General features: G+C 66.1%; 21 protein-coding genes. 17 read left to right on the forward strand and 4 right to left on the reverse strand.

Annotation, left to right across the window (positions count from 1 at the left end):
• Positions 1 to 74: 74 nt before the first annotated feature.
• Complete coding sequence (locus PEP31012_RS01725; RefSeq protein ID WP_150587625.1) at positions 75 to 1,640, forward strand: class I adenylate-forming enzyme family protein; 1,566 nt, start codon at positions 75 to 77, stop codon at positions 1,638 to 1,640.
• A 96-nt stretch (positions 1,641 to 1,736) separates the two neighbouring features.
• Here the strand turns inward: PEP31012_RS01725 and xerD are convergent, their stop codons facing one another.
• On the reverse strand, positions 1,737 to 2,756 hold the full coding sequence (gene xerD, locus PEP31012_RS01730; RefSeq protein WP_425494905.1) for a site-specific tyrosine recombinase XerD: 1,020 nt from the start codon (positions 2,754 to 2,756) through the stop codon (positions 1,737 to 1,739).
• A complete protein-coding gene (queG, locus tag PEP31012_RS01735; RefSeq protein WP_246171098.1) occupies positions 2,723 to 3,997 on the reverse strand; it encodes a tRNA epoxyqueuosine(34) reductase QueG in 1,275 nt (424 codons plus the stop codon). The genes xerD and queG overlap by 34 nt, the downstream gene beginning before the upstream one ends.
• An 8-nt stretch (positions 3,998 to 4,005) precedes the next feature.
• Here queG and tsaE point away from each other — a divergent pair, with 8 nt between their 5' ends.
• A complete protein-coding gene (gene tsaE, locus PEP31012_RS01740; protein WP_150587626.1) occupies positions 4,006 to 4,530 on the forward strand; it encodes a tRNA (adenosine(37)-N6)-threonylcarbamoyltransferase complex ATPase subunit type 1 TsaE in 525 nt (174 codons plus the stop codon).
• Positions 4,512 to 5,969, forward strand: coding sequence for an N-acetylmuramoyl-L-alanine amidase (locus tag PEP31012_RS01745; protein ID WP_150587627.1), 1,458 nt, complete (start codon positions 4,512 to 4,514; stop codon positions 5,967 to 5,969). Before tsaE ends, PEP31012_RS01745 begins: the two co-directional genes overlap by 19 nt.
• Positions 5,970 to 6,093: 124 nt before the next feature.
• On the opposite strand, the gene PEP31012_RS01750 is transcribed toward PEP31012_RS01745, so the two are convergent.
• Positions 6,094 to 6,762, reverse strand: a complete 669-nt coding sequence (locus PEP31012_RS01750; RefSeq protein WP_150587628.1) for a VTT domain-containing protein — start codon at positions 6,760 to 6,762, stop codon at positions 6,094 to 6,096.
• A gap of 403 nt (positions 6,763 to 7,165) precedes the next feature.
• On the opposite strand from PEP31012_RS01750, the gene mutL reads away from it, so the two are divergent.
• The 9 genes from mutL to PEP31012_RS01795 all read left to right on the forward strand — a co-directional run bounded on the left by mutL (position 7,166) and on the right by PEP31012_RS01795 (position 18,075).
• Positions 7,166 to 9,145: a DNA mismatch repair endonuclease MutL gene (gene mutL / locus PEP31012_RS01755; RefSeq protein WP_150588035.1), complete on the forward strand. Its 1,980-nt coding sequence runs from the start codon at positions 7,166 to 7,168 to the stop codon at positions 9,143 to 9,145.
• A 7-nt stretch (positions 9,146 to 9,152) separates the two neighbouring features.
• Positions 9,153 to 10,100: a tRNA (adenosine(37)-N6)-dimethylallyltransferase MiaA gene (miaA, locus tag PEP31012_RS01760; protein ID WP_150587629.1), complete on the forward strand. Its 948-nt coding sequence runs from the start codon at positions 9,153 to 9,155 to the stop codon at positions 10,098 to 10,100.
• A gap of 361 nt (positions 10,101 to 10,461) precedes the next feature.
• Complete coding sequence (locus PEP31012_RS01765) at positions 10,462 to 11,337, forward strand: ABC transporter permease (protein ID WP_150587630.1); 876 nt, start codon at positions 10,462 to 10,464, stop codon at positions 11,335 to 11,337.
• Between the two features lies 1 nt (position 11,338).
• Positions 11,339 to 12,391 (forward strand): ABC transporter ATP-binding protein, encoded by a 1,053-nt coding sequence (locus PEP31012_RS01770; protein ID WP_150587631.1) that lies wholly within the window; start codon positions 11,339 to 11,341, stop codon positions 12,389 to 12,391.
• 76 nt (positions 12,392 to 12,467) lie between these two features.
• Positions 12,468 to 13,532 carry an extracellular solute-binding protein gene (locus tag PEP31012_RS01775; RefSeq protein ID WP_150587632.1) on the forward strand — a complete coding sequence of 355 codons (1,065 nt, stop codon included), beginning with the start codon at positions 12,468 to 12,470 and terminating at the stop codon, positions 13,530 to 13,532.
• Positions 13,529 to 14,488 (forward strand): ABC transporter permease, encoded by a 960-nt coding sequence (locus PEP31012_RS01780; protein ID WP_246171099.1) that lies wholly within the window; start codon positions 13,529 to 13,531, stop codon positions 14,486 to 14,488. The genes PEP31012_RS01775 and PEP31012_RS01780 overlap by 4 nt, the downstream gene beginning before the upstream one ends.
• Before the next feature lie 120 nt (positions 14,489 to 14,608).
• Positions 14,609 to 15,805 (forward strand): M24 family metallopeptidase, encoded by a 1,197-nt coding sequence (locus tag PEP31012_RS01785; protein ID WP_150587633.1) that lies wholly within the window; start codon positions 14,609 to 14,611, stop codon positions 15,803 to 15,805.
• Between the two features lie 63 nt (positions 15,806 to 15,868).
• Entirely contained in the window at positions 15,869 to 17,110 is a 1,242-nt protein-coding gene (locus tag PEP31012_RS01790) for a metal-dependent hydrolase family protein (protein WP_150587634.1), read from the forward strand.
• 47 nt (positions 17,111 to 17,157) lie between these two features.
• Positions 17,158 to 18,075, forward strand: coding sequence for a LysR substrate-binding domain-containing protein (locus tag PEP31012_RS01795; protein WP_150587635.1), 918 nt, complete (start codon positions 17,158 to 17,160; stop codon positions 18,073 to 18,075).
• 179 nt (positions 18,076 to 18,254) lie between these two features.
• On the opposite strand, the gene purM is transcribed toward PEP31012_RS01795, so the two are convergent.
• The gene (gene purM / locus PEP31012_RS01800; RefSeq protein ID WP_150587636.1) at positions 18,255 to 19,301 is read right to left on the reverse strand and encodes a phosphoribosylformylglycinamidine cyclo-ligase; all 1,047 of its coding nucleotides are present in this window, start codon (positions 19,299 to 19,301) and stop codon (positions 18,255 to 18,257) included.
• Between the two features lie 147 nt (positions 19,302 to 19,448).
• Here purM and hda point away from each other — a divergent pair, with 147 nt between their 5' ends.
• Genes hda through PEP31012_RS01825 form a run of 5 tightly spaced genes read left to right on the forward strand, consistent with a single transcriptional unit; the run spans position 19,449 to position 23,613 of the window.
• Complete coding sequence (gene hda, locus PEP31012_RS01805; protein WP_150587637.1) at positions 19,449 to 20,159, forward strand: DnaA regulatory inactivator Hda; 711 nt, start codon at positions 19,449 to 19,451, stop codon at positions 20,157 to 20,159.
• A 55-nt stretch (positions 20,160 to 20,214) separates the two neighbouring features.
• Complete coding sequence (locus PEP31012_RS01810; RefSeq protein ID WP_150587638.1) at positions 20,215 to 20,904, forward strand: histidinol-phosphatase; 690 nt, start codon at positions 20,215 to 20,217, stop codon at positions 20,902 to 20,904.
• Entirely contained in the window at positions 20,901 to 22,451 is a 1,551-nt protein-coding gene (gene pcnB / locus PEP31012_RS01815) for a polynucleotide adenylyltransferase PcnB (RefSeq protein WP_150587639.1), read from the forward strand. Before PEP31012_RS01810 ends, pcnB begins: the two co-directional genes overlap by 4 nt.
• A complete protein-coding gene (gene folK, locus PEP31012_RS01820) occupies positions 22,448 to 22,960 on the forward strand; it encodes a 2-amino-4-hydroxy-6-hydroxymethyldihydropteridine diphosphokinase (protein WP_150587640.1) in 513 nt (170 codons plus the stop codon). Before pcnB ends, folK begins: the two co-directional genes overlap by 4 nt.
• Positions 22,957 to 23,613: a deoxynucleoside kinase gene (locus PEP31012_RS01825; protein ID WP_150587641.1), complete on the forward strand. Its 657-nt coding sequence runs from the start codon at positions 22,957 to 22,959 to the stop codon at positions 23,611 to 23,613. The genes folK and PEP31012_RS01825 overlap by 4 nt, the downstream gene beginning before the upstream one ends.
• Positions 23,614 to 23,647: the final 34 nt, after the last annotated feature.

A 23,647-nucleotide genomic window follows, 5' to 3' on the forward strand; every position in this document is an offset into this window, starting at 1 on the left:
GGAATGCGCGCACTGCCGCCGGCCGGGGCGGCCTTTGCGCTGCCCGAGGACGGCGAGCGCATTACAATGCCGCCATGATCGCCTCTCCTGCCCCCTCGTCTGCGGGCAGCGTCGCCGACTGCTTGCTTGCGACGCTGCCCGCACGCATCGACACGCTGCCCGCGCGCATCGCCGCGCACGCGCCCACGCGCATCGCCCTGATCGATGACTTCGGCCGCCTGACCTACGGCGCGTTGACCAATACCGTGAGCGCATGCGCCGAGCGCCTGCGCGCTCACGGCGTGCGAGGCGGCGATCGGGTGATGATCGTCGGCGAGAACGGCATCGCCTACGTGGTGCTGTTACTTGCCGTGGCCGCCCTCGACGCCTGGCCGCTGCTGTGCAACGCACGGCTCTCCGGCACGGAATTGAACGTGATCCGCGATCACGCCCAGCCGCGCTGCGCGATCTACACCGTCGACGCCTCGCCCGACGCCGCAGCGCACGCCCGGGTGGACGCCGCCAAGATTGCCTGGACCGATCTCGCGCTCGGTGCCGTGGCGGTGTCCGACGCCGATCCCGACAGCCTGGCCGAGCCGGTGCTCGCCGATCCGGCATTGCAATGCGCGGCGCTCATCTACACGACCGGCACGACCGGTACGCCCAAGGGCGTTCGTCTCTCGCATCGCAATCTGATGTTCATCGCCGCGGTGTCGAGCACACTGCGACGCGTCGGTGCCGACGATATTGCCTACGGCGTGCTGCCGATCTCGCATGTCTATGGCCTGACGTCAGTCTGTCTGGGCACGCTGTACGCCGGCGGCACGTTGCGGCTTGCCGCGCGCTTCACCCCCGAGGCCGTGCTCGACTCGCTCGCCCACGACGGGCTGACGATCCTGCAAGGGGTGCCCGCCATGCACGCGCGCCTGATGGCGTACGTGTCAGCGCAAAACCGGCCGCTCATCGCACCGCGCCTGCGCTTCGTCTACTCGGGCGGCTCGCCTCTCGACGCGGCGCTCAAGACGCGTGTCGAAGCGTTCTATGGCCTGCCGATTCACAACGGGTACGGATTGACCGAGAGCAGCCCGACGGTCTCGCAAACGCTGCTCGACGCCCCGCGCGACGACTGCGCGGTGGGGCCGGCCATTCCCGGCGTGGCGGTACGTATTGTCGATGGCGACGGGCATGACCTGCCGGACGGTGAGGTCGGCGAACTCTGGGTGCGCGGCCCGAACGTGATGCTCGGTTACTACCGCGCGCCGGCGCTCACGGCCGCCGCCGTGACCGAAGACGGCTGGCTGCGCACCGGCGATCTTGCACGCCGCGCCGCCGACGGCGCGCTCTTTCTCGCAGGACGCGCCAAGGAACTCATCATCCACTCCGGCTTCAACGTCTATCCGCTCGAAGTCGAGCAGGCGCTGGCGAGTCATCCGGATGTGCTGCAGGCGGCCGTCCTCGGTCGCGCCGACAACGGCAACGAGCAAGTGATCGCGTTCGTGGAAGCGCGCCCCGGCCATGCCATCGACGTGGCCGCGCTGACAACGTGGGCGGCGACGCGGCTTGCGCCGTACAAGCGGCCGGCACAGATTCGCGTGCTGGACGCCCTGCCGGCAGCATCGACGGGCAAGGTGCTCAAGCACAAGCTCAAAGCACTGCTTTGAAGCCGTCGCGTCGCTGCCCGTCTATCGACTACCTCGCGCGCGGATCGCCCGAGGTAGCGCAGCACGCACAGCCAGCACTGGCGTGGCACATCGCGCTCACCCACGCGGGTGATGTTGCGCATGCAGCGATTTGAGGCGCTCGCGCGCGACGTGTGTGTAGATCTGCGTGGTGGAGATATCGGCGTGACCGAGCAACAACTGCACCACGCGCAGATCGGCGCCGTGATTGATCAGATGCGTCGCGAAGGCATGACGCAGCGTATGCGGCGAGAGCGGCGCACGAATGTCCGCCTGCAACGCATAGCGTTTGATCAGATACCAGAACGCCTGCCGCGTCATCCCCTCGCCCCGTTGCGTGACGAACAGCGTGTCGCAGGCGCGACCGGCGAGCAGCACACCACGACTTTCTGACAGATAGCGTGTGAGCCAGGCGTTGGCCTCCTCGCCGAACGGCACCAGCCGCTCCTTTGCGCCCTTGCCGAAGATGCGCAGCACGCCTTCGTTCAATCCCACTTCAATCGTCTTGAGCGCGACCAGTTCCGACACGCGCAGACCGCTCGCGTACATCAATTCGAGCATCGCCCGATCGCGCAACCCGAGCGGCTGGGCCAGATCGGGGGCGGCCAGCAGTGCTTCGACCTGCGCCTCGGACAACGTCGAAGGCAAGCGCTGGGCGCGCTTGGCCGATGCGATGCGCAAACACGGATCGGTGTGCACAACGTGCTCGCGCAGCGCCCATTGATAGAACCGTTTGAAGACCGACAGACGGCGGTTGACGCTGCTCGCCAGACTCTCGCGACGCCACGCCAGATAGGCGACGAGCGCCGCCTCGTCCACGCCGTCGAGTGAGGCTTCGCGCTTGGCGGCAAGCCACTGCGCAAAGAGGCGCAAATCGCGCCGGTAAGCGTCGAGCGTGTTGCGCGAAAGACCGTCTTCGAGCCAGATCGTGTCGCAGAACTGGTCGATGAGCGTGGTGCTGCGCACGTAGGTCGCGCCGTCGGGATCGAAGGTGAGCGTCGACGACGAGTCGTCTACCGTATCGGGATCGTCGAGGTCGTCGCGCGCGGCGGGGGTGTCCTTGCTCAAGCCGTGTCTCCTTCCTGGGTCAGCGCCCATTCAACATGTTCGCGTACGAGCGCCGAAGGATGATCGCGTCGCGCCAACAGGGCATCGCGCAACGGCGCGCGCGCGGCCGCGTCCGCCGTGTCGCGCAGCGCGTTGCCGAGCCCGACGGCCAGATTGCGCAGCCATCGCTCATGGCCGATGCGACGAATGGGACTGCCGGCCAGCTTGTCCATGAATTGCGCCTCGCTCCAGGCGAACAGTTCGACGAGCGAAGCGCAATCGAGTCGGTTGCGCGCAGCGAAATCGGCGAGCGGCGACGGCTGGGCAAACTTGTTCCACGGGCAGTAGAGCTGACAGTCGTCGCAACCATAGATGCGATTGCCCATCTTCGCGCGCAAGTCCTCGGGAATCGCGCCTTTGTGCTCGATCGTCAAATACGAGATGCACAAGCGCGCATCGACGCGAAACGCTTCGGTGATGGCGCCGGTCGGACAGACCTCGCGGCATCGCTGGCATTGCCCGCAGTGCTCGCCGCGTTGCAGGCCGCGGCCCGGCCCGTTGTCGTCGTGCGCATGGCCCGACGCTCGCCCGTCGTCGACATCCACAGGCAGCGGCACGTCGACAAAGATCTCGCCGAGAAAGAAGAGCGATCCCGCGTCGCGCGAGAGCAACAGGGTGTGCTTGCCGCGCCAGCCCAGTCCGGCCTTCTGCGCGAGTTCGACTTCGAGCACCGGGGCGGAATCGGTGAATGCGCGGTAGCCGAACGGCCCGATAGCCTGCGTAATGCGCTCGGCCAGCTGTTGCAACCGATGGCGGATGACCTTGTGATAGTCACGTCCGCGCGCATAGATCGACACGACCGCTTCGGCGGGCATCGCCGCGCGCGCGGCTTCGCGCGCACGCCAGTTCGCCTTGTCGGTATCGTTCGGGAGATAGTTCATGCGGGCGCTGATGACGCGCACCGTGCCGGGGACCAGTTCGGCGGGTCGCGCGCGCTTCATGCCGTGCGCCGCCATGTAGTCCATATCGCCATGACAGCCGTCGTCGAGCCACTGTTGCAGCCCCGCTTCGGCGTGCGAGAGATCGATGTCCGTGATACCGACCCGGTCGAAGCCGAGTTCACTCGCCCAAACGCGAATCTGACCGGCAAGCGCCGCCAGGCGCTCGGTATCGAGGGCAGGAGACGTCGCATTGTCGCGCGAGGGCGACACTTCCGAGGCATTCGGAGGGGCCGTTGACTCGACTTGTGCGGCGGTAGCGGGGAAAATCACGGAAGCTTTCATCGACTCCATTTTACGCAATGCCAGATTCATCGACGCCGTCGCCCCTGGGCGAGCGCATCTTTGCGCTGCCGGACGAAACCGCCACCGAGGCCTTCGCCGGCGCACTCGCGCGCGCCATCATGGAGCGCGCGGCCCACACCGACGCGGCACACGCGGGCCTGCACGTGCAGCTCTCGGGCGACCTCGGCGCAGGGAAAACCACCCTCGTGCGCGCCCTGCTGCGCGCGCTGGGCCACACGGGTCGCGTGAAAAGCCCCACGTACGCGTTGTGTGAACCTTACAACATCGATACCCCACGAGGCGTGTTGCCGGTCTATCATTTCGACCTGTACCGCTTTGCCGATCCGGCCGAATGGCACGACACGGGCTTTCGGGAGCACTTTGCAGGCGACGCCCTGTGCCTCGTCGAGTGGCCGGAGAAAGCCGAAGGTCTCCTGGGCCCCCCCGATTTGGGCCTTTGGCTGGAACCTGTTGGCAACAGCCGCCGTCTGACGACGAGCGCCTACACGCCGGCCGGTCTTGCTTGCCTGAACTCATGCTGATCAAACGCTTCGCCCGTTCCGACGACGCCTCATCGCCCAATGCCGGCCGCCGCCGCGCATTGCGCGCCGGTGCATCGACGCTCGTCCTCGCCCTCACGGGCCCTCGCCTTGCCTTCGCCAATGCCATCGTGGCCGTGCGCGTCTGGCCGGCCAGGGACTACACCCGCGTCACGCTCGAGACCGACAACCCGGTCAAGTTCCAGCAGCAACTCATGGAGAGTCCGAACCGTTTCGTCATCGATCTGGACGAAGTGGATCTGAGTCCGGCGCTGCGCGATCTGGTGTCCAAGATTCAGCCGAACGACCCGCAGATCATGCAGGTGCGCGTGGGGCAGTTCAAGCCCGGCGTCGTGCGCATGGTCTTCGACCTGAAGGCCGGTGTGAAGCCGCAATCCTTCACGTTGCCGCCGGTCGCGGGCTACAAGTACCGCACGGTGTTCGACCTGTATCCGGCCGTCGAGCCCGATCCGCTCATGGAACTGCTCGCCAAATCCGGTCACAAGGCCGAAGCGTTGGCGCAGAACACGCCGCCCTCGCGCCCCTCATCCGGCACCGGCACGCCGAGCACGGAAGAGAGCGAAGCGTTCTTCCAGCGTTACGCGCAGCGCGACGCGGGGCCGCGAGCCTCACGCCCCGCGTCGCCCCCTGCGGGCGACAGAATGCCGTCGCTTGCCCAACGCAACGACGACGGGTTGCTCACGCTGCCGTCACGCGGCCCGAAGACCGCTCGCCTGCTCACCATCGCCCTCGACCCCGGCCATGGCGGGGAAGACCCGGGTGCGATCGGCAGCAGCGGCACGTATGAGAAAGTGGTGGTGTTGCAGATCGCGAAACGGTTGCGCGAGAAGATCGATGCGCAACCCAATATGCGGGCGATGATGACGCGCGACGCCGACTTCTTCGTGCCGCTCGGTGTACGGGTGCAGAAGGCCCGTCGCGTGGACGCCGATCTGTTCATGTCGATTCACGCCGATGCGTTCACGTCGCCGTCGGCGAACGGGGCTTCGGTGTTCGCCTTGTCGGAGCGCGGCGCCACGAGCGCGACAGCGCGTCTGCTCGAGAAAACGCAAAACGCCTCCGACCTGATCGGTGGCGTCAATATCAAGACCAACGACCGCGCCGTGGCGCATGCGCTTCTCGACATGTCGACGACGGCGCAGATCCGCGACAGCAAGGTGTTCGGCACAGCGCTGCTCGCCGAGATCGGCACTGTCGCGGACCGGCTGCACAGCAAGTACGTCGAACAGGCAGCCTTCGCGGTGCTCAAGGCGCCCGACATCCCGTCGGTGCTCGTCGAGACGGCCTTCATCAGCAACCCCAAGGAAGAGCAGTCGTTGAACGATCCGGCCTACCAGGAGCGGCTCGCCAACGCGTTGCTCAAGGGCATCAAGGCCTACTTCGCCAAAAATCCGCCGCTCGCGAAGAATCGAACGGCCTGAAGCCGCCTCACAACGGGCGACAGACGTCAGCCCAAACAACAATGGCGCGCCCGGTCACCCGGACGCGCCATTGTTCATCGAATCGGCCAAATCGACAGTCTGGTTGGCCGACCGAGCGCCGAGCTTACTCGCTCTGGCCTTGCGCCACGCGGCGACGACCGCGCGTGACGAGCTTCCACAGCGCGCCGAGCGCAATCGGCACCACCGCCGCCGAAATGCCCACCAGCACGATGACGTTCAGGTATTGCTTGACGACCGGCAGGTTGCCGAACAGGTAGCCGCCGCCCACGAGCAGCGTCACCCAGATCAGCGCGCCGAGCAGGTTATAAAGCTGGAAGCGCCCCCACGACATGGCCGACACGCCTGCCACGAACGGCGCGAATGTGCGCACGACCGGCACGAAACGCGCGATCACGATGGTCTTGCCGCCGTGATGCTCGTAAAAGTCGTGGGTCTTGCGCAAGGCATCGCGGTCGAGGAAACGCCAGTTCTTCTCGTACACTCTCGGCCCGATCTTCGAGCCGATCCAGAAGTTGAGCGTGTTGCCGGTCACGGCCGCGATGAAGAGCAGTACGCCGAGCAACCACGGATCCATGGCCCCGGTCGCCGCAAACGCGCCGCCGATGAACAGCAGGGAATCGCCCGGCAGGAACGGAAAGAGCACCAGCCCTGTTTCCACGAACACGATCATGAACAGGAACAGATACACCCAGTTTCCGTACTGATCGATAAACACCCCCAGATGTTTATCGATATGGAGCACCATCTCCAGCAATTGCACCAAAGTATCCAAGTCGATTCCTCAAGATAAAGGACGCCGGCCCATCCCCGCGGGCATGCGACGAATCGCATGATACCAGCGCAAACGTCGGGCGTCGTGAAGTCCCCGTGACGGTCGAAATTCCTCCGCCCGGGTGTGTCGAATCCCACCTCAAGCCTACGACCTTCCCATGACAGGAATGGGTCGCGCCGCTTCAGGTGCCACTTCAGGTGCCGCTGCAGGTGCCTGCGCGGCTGCCTGTGTGAGTGCCCGAGCGAGTCTTACGGGCTAAAACGTGGGTCAACCTATGTCTTTGAGGGCTACCTTTATAATGGTTCCCATGTCTGCGACCCCGACCCCCGCCCCCTCTGAACACGCCCCGGCCGGCGTGCCCGACCGCGCGCTCACCGACGCCCCCGAGCGCCGTCCCGGCCCCATGCCGGCGGGCCTCGCCCCGCAACGTGCCATCCAGGTCCTTCCCGACCAGTTGATCAGCCAGATCGCCGCGGGCGAGGTGGTGGAACGCCCGGCGTCCGTCGTCAAGGAATTGCTCGAAAACGCGCTGGATGCCGGCGCCCGAGCCCTCCAGATCAAGCTCGAAGAAGGCGGCGTGCGCCGCATCGCGATCACCGACGACGGCGGCGGCATGTCCGCCGAGCAGTTGCCGCTCGCGCTCACGCGCCACGCGACGAGCAAGATTCGCACGCTCGACGAGCTGGAATCAGTACTCACGCTGGGGTTCCGGGGCGAAGCGCTCGCCTCCATCGCGTCGGTGGCCCAGATCACACTGTCGAGCCGCCGGGCCGATGCCCCGCACGCGAGCGCCATCGACGGCAATACCGGTGCGCTCACGCCTGCCGCGGGCCCCGTGGGCACGACGGTCGACGTGCGCGACCTGTACTTCAACACCCCCGCGCGCCGCAAATTCCTGAAGACCGAGCAGACCGAATTCGGTCATTGCATGGACGTCATTCGCCGCAGCGCACTCGCGCGCCCGGATGTCGGCTTCTCGATCCTGCACAACAACCGGGCGGTGGAGCACTGGAATGCGTCCGACGCCGCGACACGCGTCTCGCGCGTGCTCGGTAACGACTTTGCCGGCGCCCATCTGGCGCTGGACGAAGGCGCGGCCGAGCTGCGCCTGTCGGGCTTCGTCGGGTTGCCCACCGCCAGCCGTGGCCGCGCCGACCAGCAGTTCTTCTTCGTGAACGGCCGCTTTGTGCGCGACAAGCTGCTCACCCACGCCGTGCGCGCCGCCTACGAAGACGTGCTTCACGGCGACCGTTATCCCGCTTACGTGCTGTATTTCGAACTGCCGCCGCAGTTGGTTGACGTCAACGTCCACCCGTCGAAGATCGAAGTCCGGTTTCGCGATGCCCGCAGCGTCCACCAGTTCGTGTTCCACGTCGTGCAACGTGCGCTGGCCCGCGCGGCGGGCAGTGGCGGCGCAACGCACGCCGCCCACCTGACCGACGGCGGTGGTCTCGCCGCCGGGCCGGGTGCCTCCTTGGGCGGCGGCATGATGGCCGCGCGCCCGGCCGCTGGCGTCGGTGGCGTCGGCGGATTCGGTGCGCCGGGCGGCAGCAGTTGGAGCCCGCGCATGCAGCAAGGCACGCTGCCGGTGGCGCAACCGCTGTCCGTCTACGACAACCTGTTCGGCCGCACTGCGCCCCCGGCCCCGCGTCCGTATGGTCAGCCGGGCGTGACGGATGCGCCCCCACCGACGTACGGCAGTGCCGGGACAGCACAAGACGGCACGACGCTCACCGTTGGCCTCGACGCCTTGCCGTCCGGCGCCAACGGCAGCAGCACGGCCGACGCTATGGCGCTGGAGCAACCGCTCGGGTTCGCGCTCGGCCAATTGCACGGTATCTATATCCTTGCGCAGAACGCTTACGGCCTCGTGCTCGTCGACATGCACGCGGCGCACGAGCGCATTTTGTACGAACGCTTCAAGCAGGCTCTGGTGGAGCGCAGCGTGCCGGTGCAGCCGCTGCTCATCCCTGTGACCTTCTTCGCCGATCCGGTGGAAATCGGCACGACGGAAGAGCATCAGGAGACGCTCACCGCGCTGGGCTTCGACCTTGCGGCAATGTCGCCGACCACGCTCGCCGTGCGCGCGATTCCCGCCCTGCTCGACGGGGCCGACGCGCAAGCCCTGGCCCGTGCCGTGCTCGCCGATTTGCGCCAGTACGGTGGGTCGCGCGTGCTCACGGAGCGCCAGCACGAACTGCTCGGCACGCTGGCCTGCCACACGGCCGTGCGCGCGAATCGGCGTCTCACGCACGAGGAAATGAACGCACTGCTGCGCCAGATGGAAGCCACCGAGCGCGCCGATCAGTGCAATCACGGGCGTCCCACCTGGTACCAGCTCACGCTCGGCGATCTGGACAAATTGTTCATGCGGGGACGTTGAGCCGGTCATGAAGTCACCTCCCCCGATCGTCTGCCTGCTGGGCCCGACGGCATCCGGCAAGACCGCGGCCGCCCTCGCGCTGGCACAGGACACCCCGCTCGAGATCATCAGTGTCGACTCCGCGCTCGTCTATCGCGAGATGAACATCGGCACGGCCAAGCCGAGCGCGGCCGAGCTCGCGGCCGTCCCCCATCATCTGATCGACATCATCGATCCGCGCGACGTCTATTCCGCCGCGCAGTTCCGGGAAGACGCACTGCGTCTTGTCGACGAGATCGCCGCCCGCGGTCGCCGGCCGCTGCTCGTCGGCGGCACGATGCTGTACTACAAGGCACTTACGCAGGGCCTCTCGCCGCTGCCGTCGGCCAATGCCGAGGTGCGCACCCAGCTCGACGAAGACGCCGCACGCGAGGGATGGCCGGCGATGCACGCACGGCTGGCAAGCGTCGATCCCGTGACCGCGGCCCGTCTCGCGCCGAATGACGCGCAGCGCATTCAGCGCGCGCTGGAAATCTTCCTGCTGTCGGGCAAGCCGATGTCGCAATGGCTTGCCGAACAAGCCCGGACGCCGGCCACGCCACCGGCCCACACGTTCGTGCCGGTCGCGCTGGAGCCGGGCGAGCGCGCGGTGTTGCACGCGCGTATCGCCGAGCGGTTTCGTCTCATGCTCGCCGCAGGCTTCGTCGAGGAAGTTGAACACCTGCGCGCACGTGGCGATCTCGATCCGAGTCTGCCGTCGATGCGCTGCGTCGGTTATCGCCAGGTGTGGGAATACCTCGACGGCGAGATCGATTACGACACGATGCGCGACAAGGGCATCTTCGCGACCCGTCAGTTGTGCAAGCGTCAGCTCACGTGGCTGCGCTCGATGCCCGAACGTCACATCGTCGACTGCACGGCCGCCAACGCCTCGCAGCACGCCCTCGCGACCGTGCGTGCGCTCTGGCAGGTCTGAGCACGCGGCCATCCCCCGCTGCCCTCGTGCCCGACAACGCTTCGCCACCCCGCCGACGAAGCGTTTCACGGCCCCGCCCGTCGCGCGTATCGAAACCCGCATCGCCTCACCGCATCGCCGCATCGACCGCATCGCCGCATCGACCGCATCGACCGCATCGACCGCTACCGATCACCGTCGATCGCCATCGACTGCTGTCGACTGCTGTCGACCGCCATCGACCGCCATCGACCACCCGCGGCCTCCGTTGAAACCCTGACAGCTTTCCGGTTTGCATGACGATTTTGATATGCTAATTTGCATATCAACGTTTCATGCAATGCAAATTTGCATCGAATCCACGATACCGGGAAGGACGCCAATGACGCAGACTTCGATGGAGCCAAGTGGGGTGGCGGGTGATGGGCTGCGGCGTCCGACAGGCGGTGCGCGGCGCGTACCCGTCGCGAAATGGGCGGTGCGCGCCGGGGTCACGCTGATCTATCTGTTCATGCTCAGCCCGCTGATTTTCGTCGTCTGGCTGAGCTTCTTCAAAGACGCGATCATCACGTTCCCGCCCAGTGGCTACACGGTCTCGTGGTACCTGAATGCATGGCGCAACGCCGCGTTCGCCGACGGCTTCCTGCTCTCGCTTCAACTCGCCGCCTGCGCGGCCATCGGCGGCGTGATCCTCGGTGTCGCCGCCTCGCTCGCCCTCGCGCGTTATCGCTTCCCCGGGCGCCGCACACTCGGCAATGTGTTGCTGCTGCCGCTCGTGGTCCCGGGCATTGTCGCGGGCATCGCCACTTACCTCTTCTACCTGCGCGCCGAGAACGCGCTCGACATGGACATCGTCGGCACCTTCGGCGGTCTCGTGATCGCGCACATCTGCCTGACCATTCCCTGGACGATGCGTCTCGTGGGCGCGAGCCTGGCGCAGATCGACGGCACCATCGAGGAAGCCGCCCGCAATCTCGGCGCGGGCCCGTGGCGCACGCTGTGGCGCGTCACGCTGCCGATGCTGCGCCCCGCCGTCGTGGCGGCCGGGCTGTTCAGCTTCATCGTGTCGTTCGAAAACCTCGAACTTACCTTGCCGCTGGTGGGCCCCGGCAAGACCACCTTGCCCATCGCGATCATGCAGTACCTCGAATTCAACCTCGATCCGACGATTGCCGCCGTCTCCGCGGCGCAGATCGTCCTGCTCGGCATCGTCATGCTGATCACCGATCGTTTCGTCAAACTCAGCCAGGTGATCTGACATGGCCAACGTTTCGTTGCGCAACCTGCGCAAGCAATACGGCAACGCCGCTGCCGTGGCGGACTTCTCACTGGAGATCGCCGACGGCGAACTCGTCGCCTTCCTCGGCCCGAGCGGCTGTGGCAAGACCACGACGCTGCGCATGGTCGCGGGCTTCGTCGAGCCGACAGCCGGCGAAATCTGGATCGGCGGCAAGGAGGTCTCGCGCCTGCCCGCGCATCGCCGCAACACCGGCATGGTGTTCCAGCGCTATGCGCTCTTTCCGCACATGACCGTGGCCGAGAACGTGGCGTTCGGCCTCGAAATGCGACACGTGTCCAGCGCCGAGCGCGTCACGCGAATTCGCGAAGCGCTCGACATGGTGCGCCTCACGTCGCTCGCGGATCGCTATCCGCGTCAGCTCTCCGGCGGGCAGCAGCAACGTGTGGCGATTGCCCGCGCGCTGGCGATTCGTCCCGACGTCTTCCTGCTCGACGAACCGCTGTCCAACCTCGACGCCAAGCTGCGCACCGACGTGCGCGAAGAGATCCGCGCGTTGCAGCGTCGGCTTGGCCTGACGACGATCTTCGTCACCCACGATCAGGAAGAAGCGTTGGCGATTGCCGACCGTCTGGCCGTGATGCACGACGGCTGCGTGCAGCAGATCGGCACCGCCGACGCACTTTACGAGCGCCCGGCCAATCCGTTCGTGGCGAACTTCCTCGGCAAAATGAATTTCCTCGCCGGGCGAATGACCGACGGCCATTTCGTGACCGCCAAAGGCGAGCGTCTGGCACTGCCGAGTGCCGCCCCCGACGCCACGACGCTCGGCATTCGCCCCGAGCGTTTGCGCCTGAGCGACGCCCCCGCCCGCGACGAGACGGCCATGCCGGTCACGGTGGATCAGACGATCTACCTGGGCTCCACACTCGAACTCCGTCTGAAGAGCCCACAAGGTGAGACGCTTGTCGCGCACGTGCAGAACACTGCGCGCGACGACGTCGGCCGCTACGCGCCGGGTCGTGCGCTCAACGCGTGCTTCGCAAGCACGGACTGCCTGTTTTTCAACGCCTGACGATACTGCCTCACTCCCACCCGCTTCGGCCCATGGATTGGCCAACCTCACGGCCAACGTTTTGAAGGATGACGACATGACGCATGCTCTGAACCGCCGCTCGTTTCTGAAGACCGCTTCCGGTCTGGTGATCGCCCCCGCGCTCGGCCTCGATGCGCTCTCGGCCCACGCGGCCGCCGCGTGCCCGAACGTGGTCGTCGGCACGTGGGGGGGCGACTATCTGAATCTGCTCGAACAGAACATCGGCAAGCCGATCATCGAAGCCGCCGGCGGCAAGGTGACCTACGACTCTGCCGGGCAGGTCGAGCGCATGACGAAGCTGCGTGCCGAGAAGGCGTCGCGGCGCGGCTCGCTCGACGTCGCCTGCCTGGCCGATCTCGATATGTACGACATCAACCGCTCGGGCATTCTCGAAGCGGTCGACGCCAAGGTCGTCCCGAACCTGGTGAACGCGCTGGAGGCGCTGCGCCGTCCGTACTCGATCCCGCACATCTTCAGCGCGATGGTGATCGTCTACAACCCCGAGAAGCTCGGCACGAAACCCGACTCGTTTACCGCCGCGCTCGACTCCAAGCTCAAGGGCCGCGTGGGCTTCTCCGACATCCTCTATAACTTCAACGTGGTGAGCAGCTCGCTCGCGGCCGGCCACAAGGACGGCGACATGGCCGGTGGCGTGCAATTCCTGCGTGAGCTGCGCAAGACGCAGCAGCCCAAGGTGTATCCGTCGAACGAAGCCGTGGCCTCCGCGCTCAAGAGCGGCGACATCTGGTTCACCTGCATGTGGAAAGCGCGCGCGCTGCAATGGAAGAAGGCGGGCGTGCCGATCGACTATGTGGTGCCCAAGGAAGGCGCCGTACCGGTGACGTTCGAGGCCGCCGTGCCGAAGAATTCGCAGTCCAAACTGTGTGGTTTCAACTATCTGAACGCAATGCTCGACCCGCGCGCGCAAATCGGCTTTGCGGAGACGATGGGCTATGCGCCGACCGTGACGAACGCGAATCTGCCGCCGTCGCTGCAGGAAAGCGTGGGCTTCACCCGCGCCGAACTCGATCGCATGGTCAAGCTCGATTACGCGCGCTTTACCGCCGACAAGCCCGCCTTGCTCGATTTCTGGAACAAGGAATTCAAGGTGGGGCTGTGACCCTTGCCGACACCCCAGAGCCCGCGATGACGCCGCAAACGCCAGCCTCCCAAGCCGCCGAAGCCTCCGAATCCACCCGGGCCGCCACCGCACGCGCGGTGCGCGGCGCGCTCACCGGCGGCTCGCTCGCCACGCCCGCCACGCTCGTGGTGTTGCTCGTGATCGTGCTGCCCGGGCTGCAACTGGTGCGCTACAGCTTCAACCGGTTCGATCCCGTCGACATGATGCAGGCGGCCCTGACCGGCGCGAACTACGTCAAGTTCTTCACCGATCCGTACTACCTGTCGGTGCTCTGGACCACGATCAAGGTCGCCTCGCTGTGCACCGCGCTCGCGCTCGTGTTCGGCTTTCCTGTCGCCTACGTGCTCGCCCGCACGCAAACGCGCTTCAAGAGCCTGCTGGTGATGCTGCTGGTCTTCCCGTTGCTGGTCGGCAACGTCGTGCGCGCGGCCGGCTGGATGGTAATGCTCGGCACCGCCGGTTTCGTCAACTCGTTGCTGGTGTCGCTGGATATCGTGCCCCAGCCGATTCGTTTGCTGTACACGCCGTTCGCGGTCGTGGTGGGGACCACCGCCGTGGTGCTGCCGTACATGATTCTCACGTTGCAGAGCGTGCTCGAAGGCATGGACTTCTCCGTCGAAGAAGCGGCGCGCAATCTGGGCGCCACGTTCCGCCAGACACTCACGCGCGTGATTCTGCCGATGGCCGCACCGGGCATCGCGGCGGGCACCATGCTCGTGTTCATTCTGTGCATGAACGCCTATGCCACGCCGGTGCTGCTCGGCGGCACCGGCATCACGATGATGACGCCCACGATCTACGACCAGATCGCGAAGGCGAACAACTGGCCGTTCGGCGCGGTGCTCTCCATCGTCTCGATGGTGGTGACGTTCGTGCTCGCCATCGCCTCGCACTGGATCATCCATCGCCGTTATGCGAAGACGATGATGACCTGACGCGCCCAAGTGCACTCGCCACGCGTGCGGCCCGCTCGCGCGATGCCGCAGCAGGCGTCGCGCTTGCGCCGGCTGACATTCACCGACATTACGCAACACATTGCCGATAAGGATTTCGCCATGCCGACACTGTCTCATGCCACACGTCAGTACCGCCGCGGCCTGATGAACGACCTCATGGACCGCGCGCGTGTCGATGCGCTCGTGTTCACCGCCGCCGACTTCTTCCAGTGGGCCACGAACTTTCACGTCGATGTTCAGACGTGGGAGCGCCCCATTGCCATTTGTGTGCCGCGTAACGGCGAGCCTTTCGCGGTGATGAACGAGTTGTCCACCCACCATCTGATGATGGCGCGCGAGCGCGGTCATCTCTGGCTCGATCTCGATCGCGTCACCCTCTACGCCGAGCATCCGCGCGTGACGCAACGCCAGCCGCTGCTCGCCGAAGTCCCGGCGCTGATGGCCGACACGCTGCGCGCCGCCGGCCTGGCCACCTCGCGCATCGGCGTCGATGCGGCCGGCGGTCCGCTGGCGCGCGCAGGCACCCTGCTGCCCGACGCGAAGCTCGTGCCCATGCTCGCCGAGATGCGCGCCCTGCGCTGGGTCAAGCACGACGAGGAGATCGCCATCATGCGCGCCGCCGCCGAGTTGGCCGACTGGGTGCAGGACCGATATCGCGAGAACATTCGCCCGGGGCGCCTGGTGCAGGAACTCGACTACGCAATGGCTGCGCTGATGGTCACCGAAGGGGCGAAGCGCTTCCCTGGCGAAAACCTCGAAGTGATGCGCTGCTGGACGCTCTCCGGCCCCGCCTCGGCCTCGCCGCATGGCGATGGCGCTTCGTGCGGCGCGCGCATCAGCGCGGGCGACGGCATGGTCAACATCGTGATTCCGCGACTGAACGGACTCGTCATCGAGAACGAACGCACGTGGTTCTGCGGCAAGCCATCGAGCGATCAGGCGCGCTATTACGAGGTCGCACGCGCCGCCAATGAAGCCGCAGTGAACGCCGCCGTGACCGGCAAACCCGTCTCGGGGATCGACGCCGCCGCGCAGGCCGTCATCGAGAAGGCCGGGTGCGGCGAGTACATCCGACATCGCACAGGTCATGGCATGGGCATCATCGGTCATGAGTACCCGGACGACATGGCGTTCAACCATCGTCCGCTGCTCGCGAACGAGGTCTATTCTGCCGAGCCCGGCATCTATGTCTACGGCCTCGGCGGCTTCCGTCTGGACGACTCGGTCGTCACCGGCGACACCCCCGAGATGCTCACGCGCACACCGCGCACGCTCGCCCACGCCACCATCGATTGAACACAAGACAGGGTTGCCCGGCGCCCCGGGCAACGCCGGACACACCATCCTGGAGGAGAGGTCATGGAGTCGATTCTGTTGTCGAATTGCGCGCTGCTCGACCCGGTCAAGGGCGAGCTGCGCGAAGACCACGCCGTGCTCATCGAAGGCGGACGCATCAAGGAGGTGTCCGACAAACCGATTCGCGCAGCGTCCGCGCGCGAGATCGATGCGCACGGGCGCACCGTGATGCCGGGACTGATCGATCTGCACGTGCACGTCCACGCCACGCAGCTCGATCTGGCCGCACAGGCCCATCTGCCGAACGTGCTTGTCACGCTCAAGTCGGTGCCGATTCTGCAGGGTATGCTGCGCCGCGGCTTCACCACCGTGCGTGACGCCGGCGGCGCGGGACACGCCATCAAGCACGCGGTCGAAAGTGGACTGGCCGAAGGGCCGCGCCTGTTCGTGTCGGGTCGAGCGATCAGCCAGACCGGCGGACACGGCGACGGACGCGCGCGCACCGACTACGTCGGCACCGACGGCCCCTGCCCGTGCTGCGTGCGCGTCGGCGCCCTCTCACGCGTGGCCGATGGCGTCGACGAAGTGCGACGCGCCGTGCGCGAAGAGCTGCAAATGGGCGCCGATCAGATCAAGATCATGGCCTCGGGCGGCGTGGCATCGCCCACCGATCCGGTCGGTGCCTGGGGCTACTCGGAAGACGAAATCCGCGCCATTGTCGCGGAAGCGCGCGCACGCGGCACGTATGTGCTCGCCCACGCCTACACGGCATCGGCCATCGAGCGCGCGGTGCGCTGCGGAGTGCGCACCATCGAACACGGCAACCTCGTCGACGTTCCCACCGCGCGCTACATGGCCGAGCAAGGCGCTTACGTGGTCCCCACGCTGGTGACCTACGATGCCCTCGCGAACGAAGGCAAGTCGCTCGGGCTGCCTGACGATAGCGTTGCGAAGATCGCCAACGTCCACGCGGCGGGCCTGCGCTCGCTCGAGATCTTCCGCGAGGCCGGGGTGAAGATGGGGTACGGCTCGGATCTGCTGGGCGAGTCGCAGCGTCTGCAAAGCGACGAATTCCGCCTGCGCGCCGAAGTGCTCTCGCCGGCGGAGATTCTGCGCAGCGCGACGCTTATCGGCGCCGAGGTGCTCGGCCAATCGGGACAGTTGGGCGAGATCGTGCCCGGTGCGCACGCCGACGTGCTGATCGTCGACGGCAATCCGCTCGCATCGCTCGACTGTCTGCTCGGTCAGGGCGAGCGGATTCCGATGGTGATGAAGGGCGGTAGAATCCACGCTTTCGCGCTGTAGGCCCCATGCGCAAGGGCCCCGACAGCTAACCCTTCCGTGGAGAATCGATGGATTTTCGGCACATCGACGCCTTTCGGGCGCTGATGCTCACGCGCACGACCACCAAGGCGGCGCAGGTGCTCGGTACGTCGCAGTCCGCGGTCAGCCGTCTCGTGGCCGATCTCGAACGCTCGACGCGCCTCACGCTGTTCGATCGCGCGCGCGGTCGGCTCGAACCCACGGCCGAGGCGTTCGCGCTGTTCGAGGAAGTCGAGCGCCGCTACGCCGGCCTCGACAACATCCGCGAGTTCGCCCTCAATCTGCGCAACCCCGACAAGGCCGTCATACGCGTGGGGTCGGTCGTATCGTTCGGCCTCGGCTTCTTCGCGCGCGTGATGGCCGGCTTCCGGGCGATGCACCCGAGCGTGCAGCTTGCGCTGACCACCGGGGCCTCCGATCTCATTCGCGATCAGGTCGTCACGCATCAGCTCGCGCTGGGTCTAGTGACCAACACCATCGACGTGGCCGCGACCGATGCCGTCTCGTTCGCCAAGCTCGACGCGATCTGCGCCTTGCCTGCCGGTCATCCTCTCGCGCGCAAGAAGGTGATTCGCCTGGCCGATCTGAAGGGGCAGCCGATCCTGTCATACGAGCCGACCGACATGGTGCGCTGGGGCATGGATCAACTCTTCGCCGAGGGCAATCTGCATCAACAGGTGGTCGCGACGGCGCGCTATTCGATCAACATCGGCACGATGGTCAAGGAAAACGTCGGTATCGGCTGGCTGCATCCGGTGTCGGCGTACGACTTCCTCGACTCCGATCTGGTGTTGCGCCGCTTTGAGCCGTCGATGCCATTCCACACGCTGCGGGTGACGCCACGCGCCGCCGCCCCCAGCGCGCAACTCGACGACCTCGTGCGCGTGATGGAAACCACGCTGGAGGATGTGCTGCGGGCCGTGGAGGCGCGCATGAAGGCCGCCTGAAGGTCACACGAAGGCCACGTGAACCCCAGATGCAGGCTGGATGCAGGCTGGATGCAGGGATAAGGCCACCGAACGCGCCACACAAAAAGCAAAGCCCGCCGGGCGATGCGCCGGCGGGCTTGCTAGGGTACGTTGCTGCGAGGGCTTGCTGCGAGGGCGCGACCGCCCTCGCTGGCCGCTTACGACACGATCGTCTGCGCTTCGCCTTCCTTGCGCTCGCGGATCGTGCCCAGACGGTAGACCGTCTCGCCCGAGGCTTCGAGGTGCTTGACGGCTGCATCGGCGTCGGCGGCCGACACGATCACCGCCATGCCGATACCGCAGTTGAACACGCGGTGCATTTCGGCGTCGGCCACCTTGCCATGCTGCTGCAACCACTGAAACAGCGGCGGCAGCGTCCAGGCGTCTTGCTGGATGTCGGCCGTCAGGTGGTCCTGCAGCACACGCGGAATGTTCTCGACGATACCGCCGCCCGTGATGTGGGCCATGCCCTTGACCGGCAGCGTCTGCATCAGAGCCAGCAGCGGCTTGACGTAGATGCGCGTCGGGGCCATCAGCACGTCGCGCAGCGGTTGGCCGTGGAAGTCGGCGTCCAGATCCGGCTTGGCGACGTCAATGATCTTGCGCACCAGCGAATAACCGTTCGAGTGCGCGCCCGACGACGCCAGACCCAGCACGATGTCGCCCGGCACGATGGTCGTGCCGTCGATGATCTTGCTCTTCTCGACCGCGCCGACGGCGAAGCCGGCCAGATCGTACTCGCCGTCCGGGTACATGCTCGGCATTTCGGCCGTCTCGCCGCCGATCAGGGCGCAGCCCGCCAGCTCACAGCCCTGGGCGATGCCCTTGACAACGGTGGCCGCCGTGGCCACGTCGAGCTTGCCGCAGGCGAAGTAGTCGAGGAAAAACAGCGGCTCGGCACCCTGCACCAGAATGTCGTTCACGCTCATGGCCACCAGATCCTGGCCGACCGTGTCGTGCTTGTTCAGCGTGAAGGCCAGCTTGAGCTTGGTGCCCACGCCGTCGGTCCCCGAAACGAGCACCGGCTCCTTGTAGCGCTTGGGCACTTCGAACAGTGCGCCAAAGCCGCCAATGCCGCCCAGCACGCCGTCGCGCAGGGTTTTTTTGGCAAACGGCTTGATCGCTTCGACCAATGCGTCGCCCGCTTCGATGTCGACGCCAGCGTCGCGATAGGAAAGGCCGGAAGTTTCGTTAGGGTGTGACATGACGGGAATGCATCAAGGTTCGGTAAAATGCGATTTTACCCGATGCGCGTGACCTTTCGGCACGCAAACCGGATATCGGACGCCAGCCGACGCCGGCGTGCCCTGCAAACCGTACTCCGCCGGCCTTCTGCCGGCTTTTCATCGTTCGTGATCCAGCAACTGTTTCTCGACCTCGGCACACCGCCGCCCGCCACGTTCGACAATTTCATTGTCGGGCCCAATCGCGAGGCGGCGCAAACGCTCGCCGGCCTGCCCGCCGAACTCTCGGCCGGCACGGCGCGCGACCGCGGCATCTACCTCTGGGGGACGGCCGGATCGGGCCGCACCCACCTGATGGAAGCCCTGTGCCATGCCATCGGCCCGAGCGCGCGCTATCTGCGCCCGAACAGCCCGCTGGCCGCCTTCACGTTCGACGACGCGAGCACGGTCTACTGCGTCGACGACTGCGACCATCTCTCGCCCACCCAGCAGATCGCCGCCTTCAACCTGTTCAACGAGACGCGCGCCCGCCCGCACTGCGCCTTCGTGGCCGCCGGCGCGCAGCCCCCCGTCGACATGCCGCTGCGCGAAGACCTGCGCACCCGCCTCGGCTGGGGCCTCGTGTTTCACATTGTGGGACTCGACGATAACGGCAAGAAACAGGCGTTGCAGAATGCCGCCCGCGAGCGCGGTTTGCAGTTGGCGAGCGACGTGCCCGCCTATCTGCTCACGCACTTCGAGCGCGACATGTCGAGCCTGATGGCGTTGCTCGACCGCCTCGACCGCTTCTCGATGGAGCAGAAGCGCGCGGTGACCCTGCCGTTGCTGCGCCAGATGCTCACCCACACCGATCCGGGCGCCTCCGACGGGAAAAACTGACCGGTGTTGCGTCGGTTCAGGTAAGCAGGCCGTAGCTTCAGGTAAAATTCGCGCAATGACCAATTTAGCCCTCTTCGATCTCGACCACACTCTGCTGCCCACGGACAGCGATAAGGAGTGGGGCCGTTTCCTCGTGCGCCAGGGCGCCGTCGAGCGTGATACGTACGCGCAGGCCAACGAGGCGTTCTACCAGGATTACCGCGCCGGCCGGCTCGATATGCCGGCCTATCTGCGTTTCTGCCTCGCGCCGCTCGCGCGCTATCCGCGCGACCAGCTCGACGCGTGGCACACGCAGTACATGGAAGAAGCCATCCTGCCGCATATTCGTCCCGAAGCGCTCGCGCTGCTCGACACGCACCGCCAGGCGGGCGACCTGTGCGCCATCGTGACGGCCACCAACACGTTCGTCACGCGCCCGATCGCCCGGGCATTCGGCGTCGACCATCTGATCGGCACCGAGCCGGCAGTGGCCGGCGACGATCCGAACGCGCCGAACGCACGCTATACCGGTGACTACGTCGGTACGCCAAGCTTCCGCGAAGGCAAGATCACGCGCACCGAAGCCTGGCTCGCCAGCCTCGACAAGACGTGGGACGATTTCGACCACGTCTTTTTCTATAGCGATTCCGCCAACGACGTCCCCCTGATGGAGAAGGTGAATCATCCGGTGGCAACGAACCCCGATGAGGCGCTGCGCGATATCGCGCTGGCGCGTCGCTGGCCCATTCTCGAGTTGTTCCAGTGATCCGCAAACTCATCAAAAAACTGCTTGGCAAAGACAGCCAGGCCGAAGGCAGCGCAGGCAGCCTGCCCCCGACCGGCAAGCCGGTCGTCATTCCCGTCTCGGTCCACGGCATCGATCCGAGCCTGCTCTCGAAGAACGCCGTGCGCGTGACCGACACGCTGCAACAAGCCGGGTTCGAGGCCTTCATCGTCGGCGGCGCCGTGCGCGATCTGCTGCTGGGCATTGCCCCGAAGGACTTCGACGTCGCCACCAGCGCCACGCCCGAACAGGTTCAGCGCCTGTTCCGCCGCGCGCGCATCATCGGCCGGCGCTTCCAGATCGTGCACGTGCAGTTCGGGCAGGAGATCATCGAGACCTCCACGTTCCGGGCGCTGGTCGATGCCGTCGACAGTGAGCAGATCGGCGCACGTCGTCCGAAAAAGGGCGAACTCGACCGCAAGACGCACGTCACCGACGAATCGGGCCGCGTGCTGCGCGACAACGTCTGGGGTGAGCAGGAAGAGGACGCCGCTCGGCGCGACTTCACCGTCAATGCCATGTATTACGATCCGGCAGCCCAGACGGTGCACGACTACCACCACGGCTGGGAAGATATTCAGAAGCGCGTGCTGCGCATGATCGGCGACCCGGCCACGCGCTACCGCGAAGACCCCGTGCGCATGCTGCGTGTGGTGCGTTTCGCGGCAAAGCTCGGCTTCAAGATCGACGACGCGACGGCCGCACCGATTCCGCAGCTCGCGCCGCTCATCGACAATGTGCCGGCAGCGCGTCTGTTCGACGAAATGCTCAAGCTGCTGCTCTCGGGCCACGCGTGGGCCTGCGTGCAGCAACTGCGTGAGCAGGGCCTGCATCACGGCCTGCTGCCGTTGCTCGACGTGGTGCTGGAGCAGCCGCTGGGTGAGAAATTCGTCATGCTGGCGCTGGCCAACACCGATGCGCGCATTCGCGCGGGCAAGCCGGTCTCGCCGGGTTTCCTGTTCGCCGCCCTGCTTTGGCATCTCGTGCTCGAAAAGTGGCAGGCCTATCAAAGTGCCGGCGAGTATCCGATTCCGGCGCTGCATCTCGCGATGGACGACGTGCTCGATGCGCAAACCGGCAAGCTGGCGATCCAGCGCCGATTTGTCGCCGACATGAAAGAAATCTGGGGCTTGCAGGTGCGTCTGGACAAACGCGTGGGCCGCACGCCGCTGCGCATGCTCGAGCATCCGCGCCTTCGCGCCGGTTACGACTTCCTGCTGTTGCGTTGCGAATCCGGTGAAGTCCCGGCCGAAGCCGGCCAGTGGTGGACGGATTTCCTCGAAGGCGACGCCGCCGCACGCGATGCCCTGCTTTCCCAGGGCAGCGGCCCCGGCACCACGCCCGCCGCCAAGCGCCGCCGCCGTCGTCGCAAGCCGACCGGCGGACGCGGTGGCGAAGGCTCGGGCAGCGTTGAAGGCTCCGGCGGTGGCGAACGTGGCGACGGCGCAAGCGGCAATGAGACCGCGACGAGCGAGAATCAGGGCAAGCGGGTATCATCGCGACAGCATGGTTCCGAAGGTGCTTCATGACTGTTGCCTACATCGGGCTCGGCGCGAATCTCGGTGACGCCCGCCAATCGATCAAGGACGCCATCGTCTGCCTGGCGCAGCAGATCGGCGTCACCATCATTGGCAAGTCGGACCTGTATCGCACGGCGCCTATCGAATCGAGCGGCGACGACTATCTCAATTGCGCCGTCGCCGTCGAGACGAGCCTCAGCGCGCGTCAGTTGCTCGCGCTGTGCCTGAAGATCGAATTGCATTTCGGCCGTGAGCGGCCGTTCAAGAATGCGCCGCGCACGCTCGATCTCGATGTGCTGCTGTACGGCAACGAGTGCATCGCCGAACCCGACCTGATCGTCCCGCACCCGCGCATGGCCTCGCGCGCCTTCGTGCTGCGCCCGCTCGCGGATCTGGCCCCCGAACTCGACATCCCTGGCATGGGGCGTGTGAGCGCCCTGCTGCTGGACGTCGCCGACCAGCGCATCGAGCGCGTCGCGCAGTGCTGCTGCCCGACGAAGCGCGCCGTCGCCTCATGAGATCGCCCGCCCTCGGGCGTTTTCGATACCTGGCGGTCGAAGGCCCGATCGGCGTGGGCAAGACCTCGCTGGCGCAACGCCTGGCCAACGCCGCCGGTGCCGACGTCATGCTCGAGCAGCCCACGCGCAACCCCTTTCTCGAACGTTTTTACCGCGACAGCGCGCGCTACGCGATGCCCGCACAGTTGTCGTTCTGTTTGCAGCGGGTGGACGAAGCGACGGAAATCGCCCGCCGCGAGATCGACGGCAAACCGATCTTCACCGACTTCCTTCCCGAGAAGGACGGTCTGTTCGCGCGCCTCACGCTCGCGGCCGACGAACTCGATCTGTATCGCAAGCTGGTCACGCACATCGAGCGCCCGCACCGGGCGCCGGACCTCGTGATTCATCTGCAGGCGAGTCCCGAAACGCTGTTCGCGCGCATTCAGAAACGCGCCATTCCGATGGAACAGCAAATTCCCGACACGTATCTGCGCGCGCTGTGCGACATCTACGGTGAATTCTTCTATCATTACGCCGCTGCGCCGGTGTTGACCGTCGATACGGAACAATTCGATCCGGCGCATAACGACAACGACTTCGCCCTGCTGGTGGAGCGCATCGATCAGATGCGCGGACGCAAGGAAGTCTTCGTCAAGGGCGCTCGCCCCTGATCGTCTCCCGCCCGGCGCGGGCGCACGGGCGACA

The sequence above is a fragment of the Pandoraea eparura genome (assembly GCF_902459725.1).
In the GTDB taxonomy this organism is placed as follows: domain Bacteria; phylum Pseudomonadota; class Gammaproteobacteria; order Burkholderiales; family Burkholderiaceae; genus Pandoraea; species Pandoraea eparura.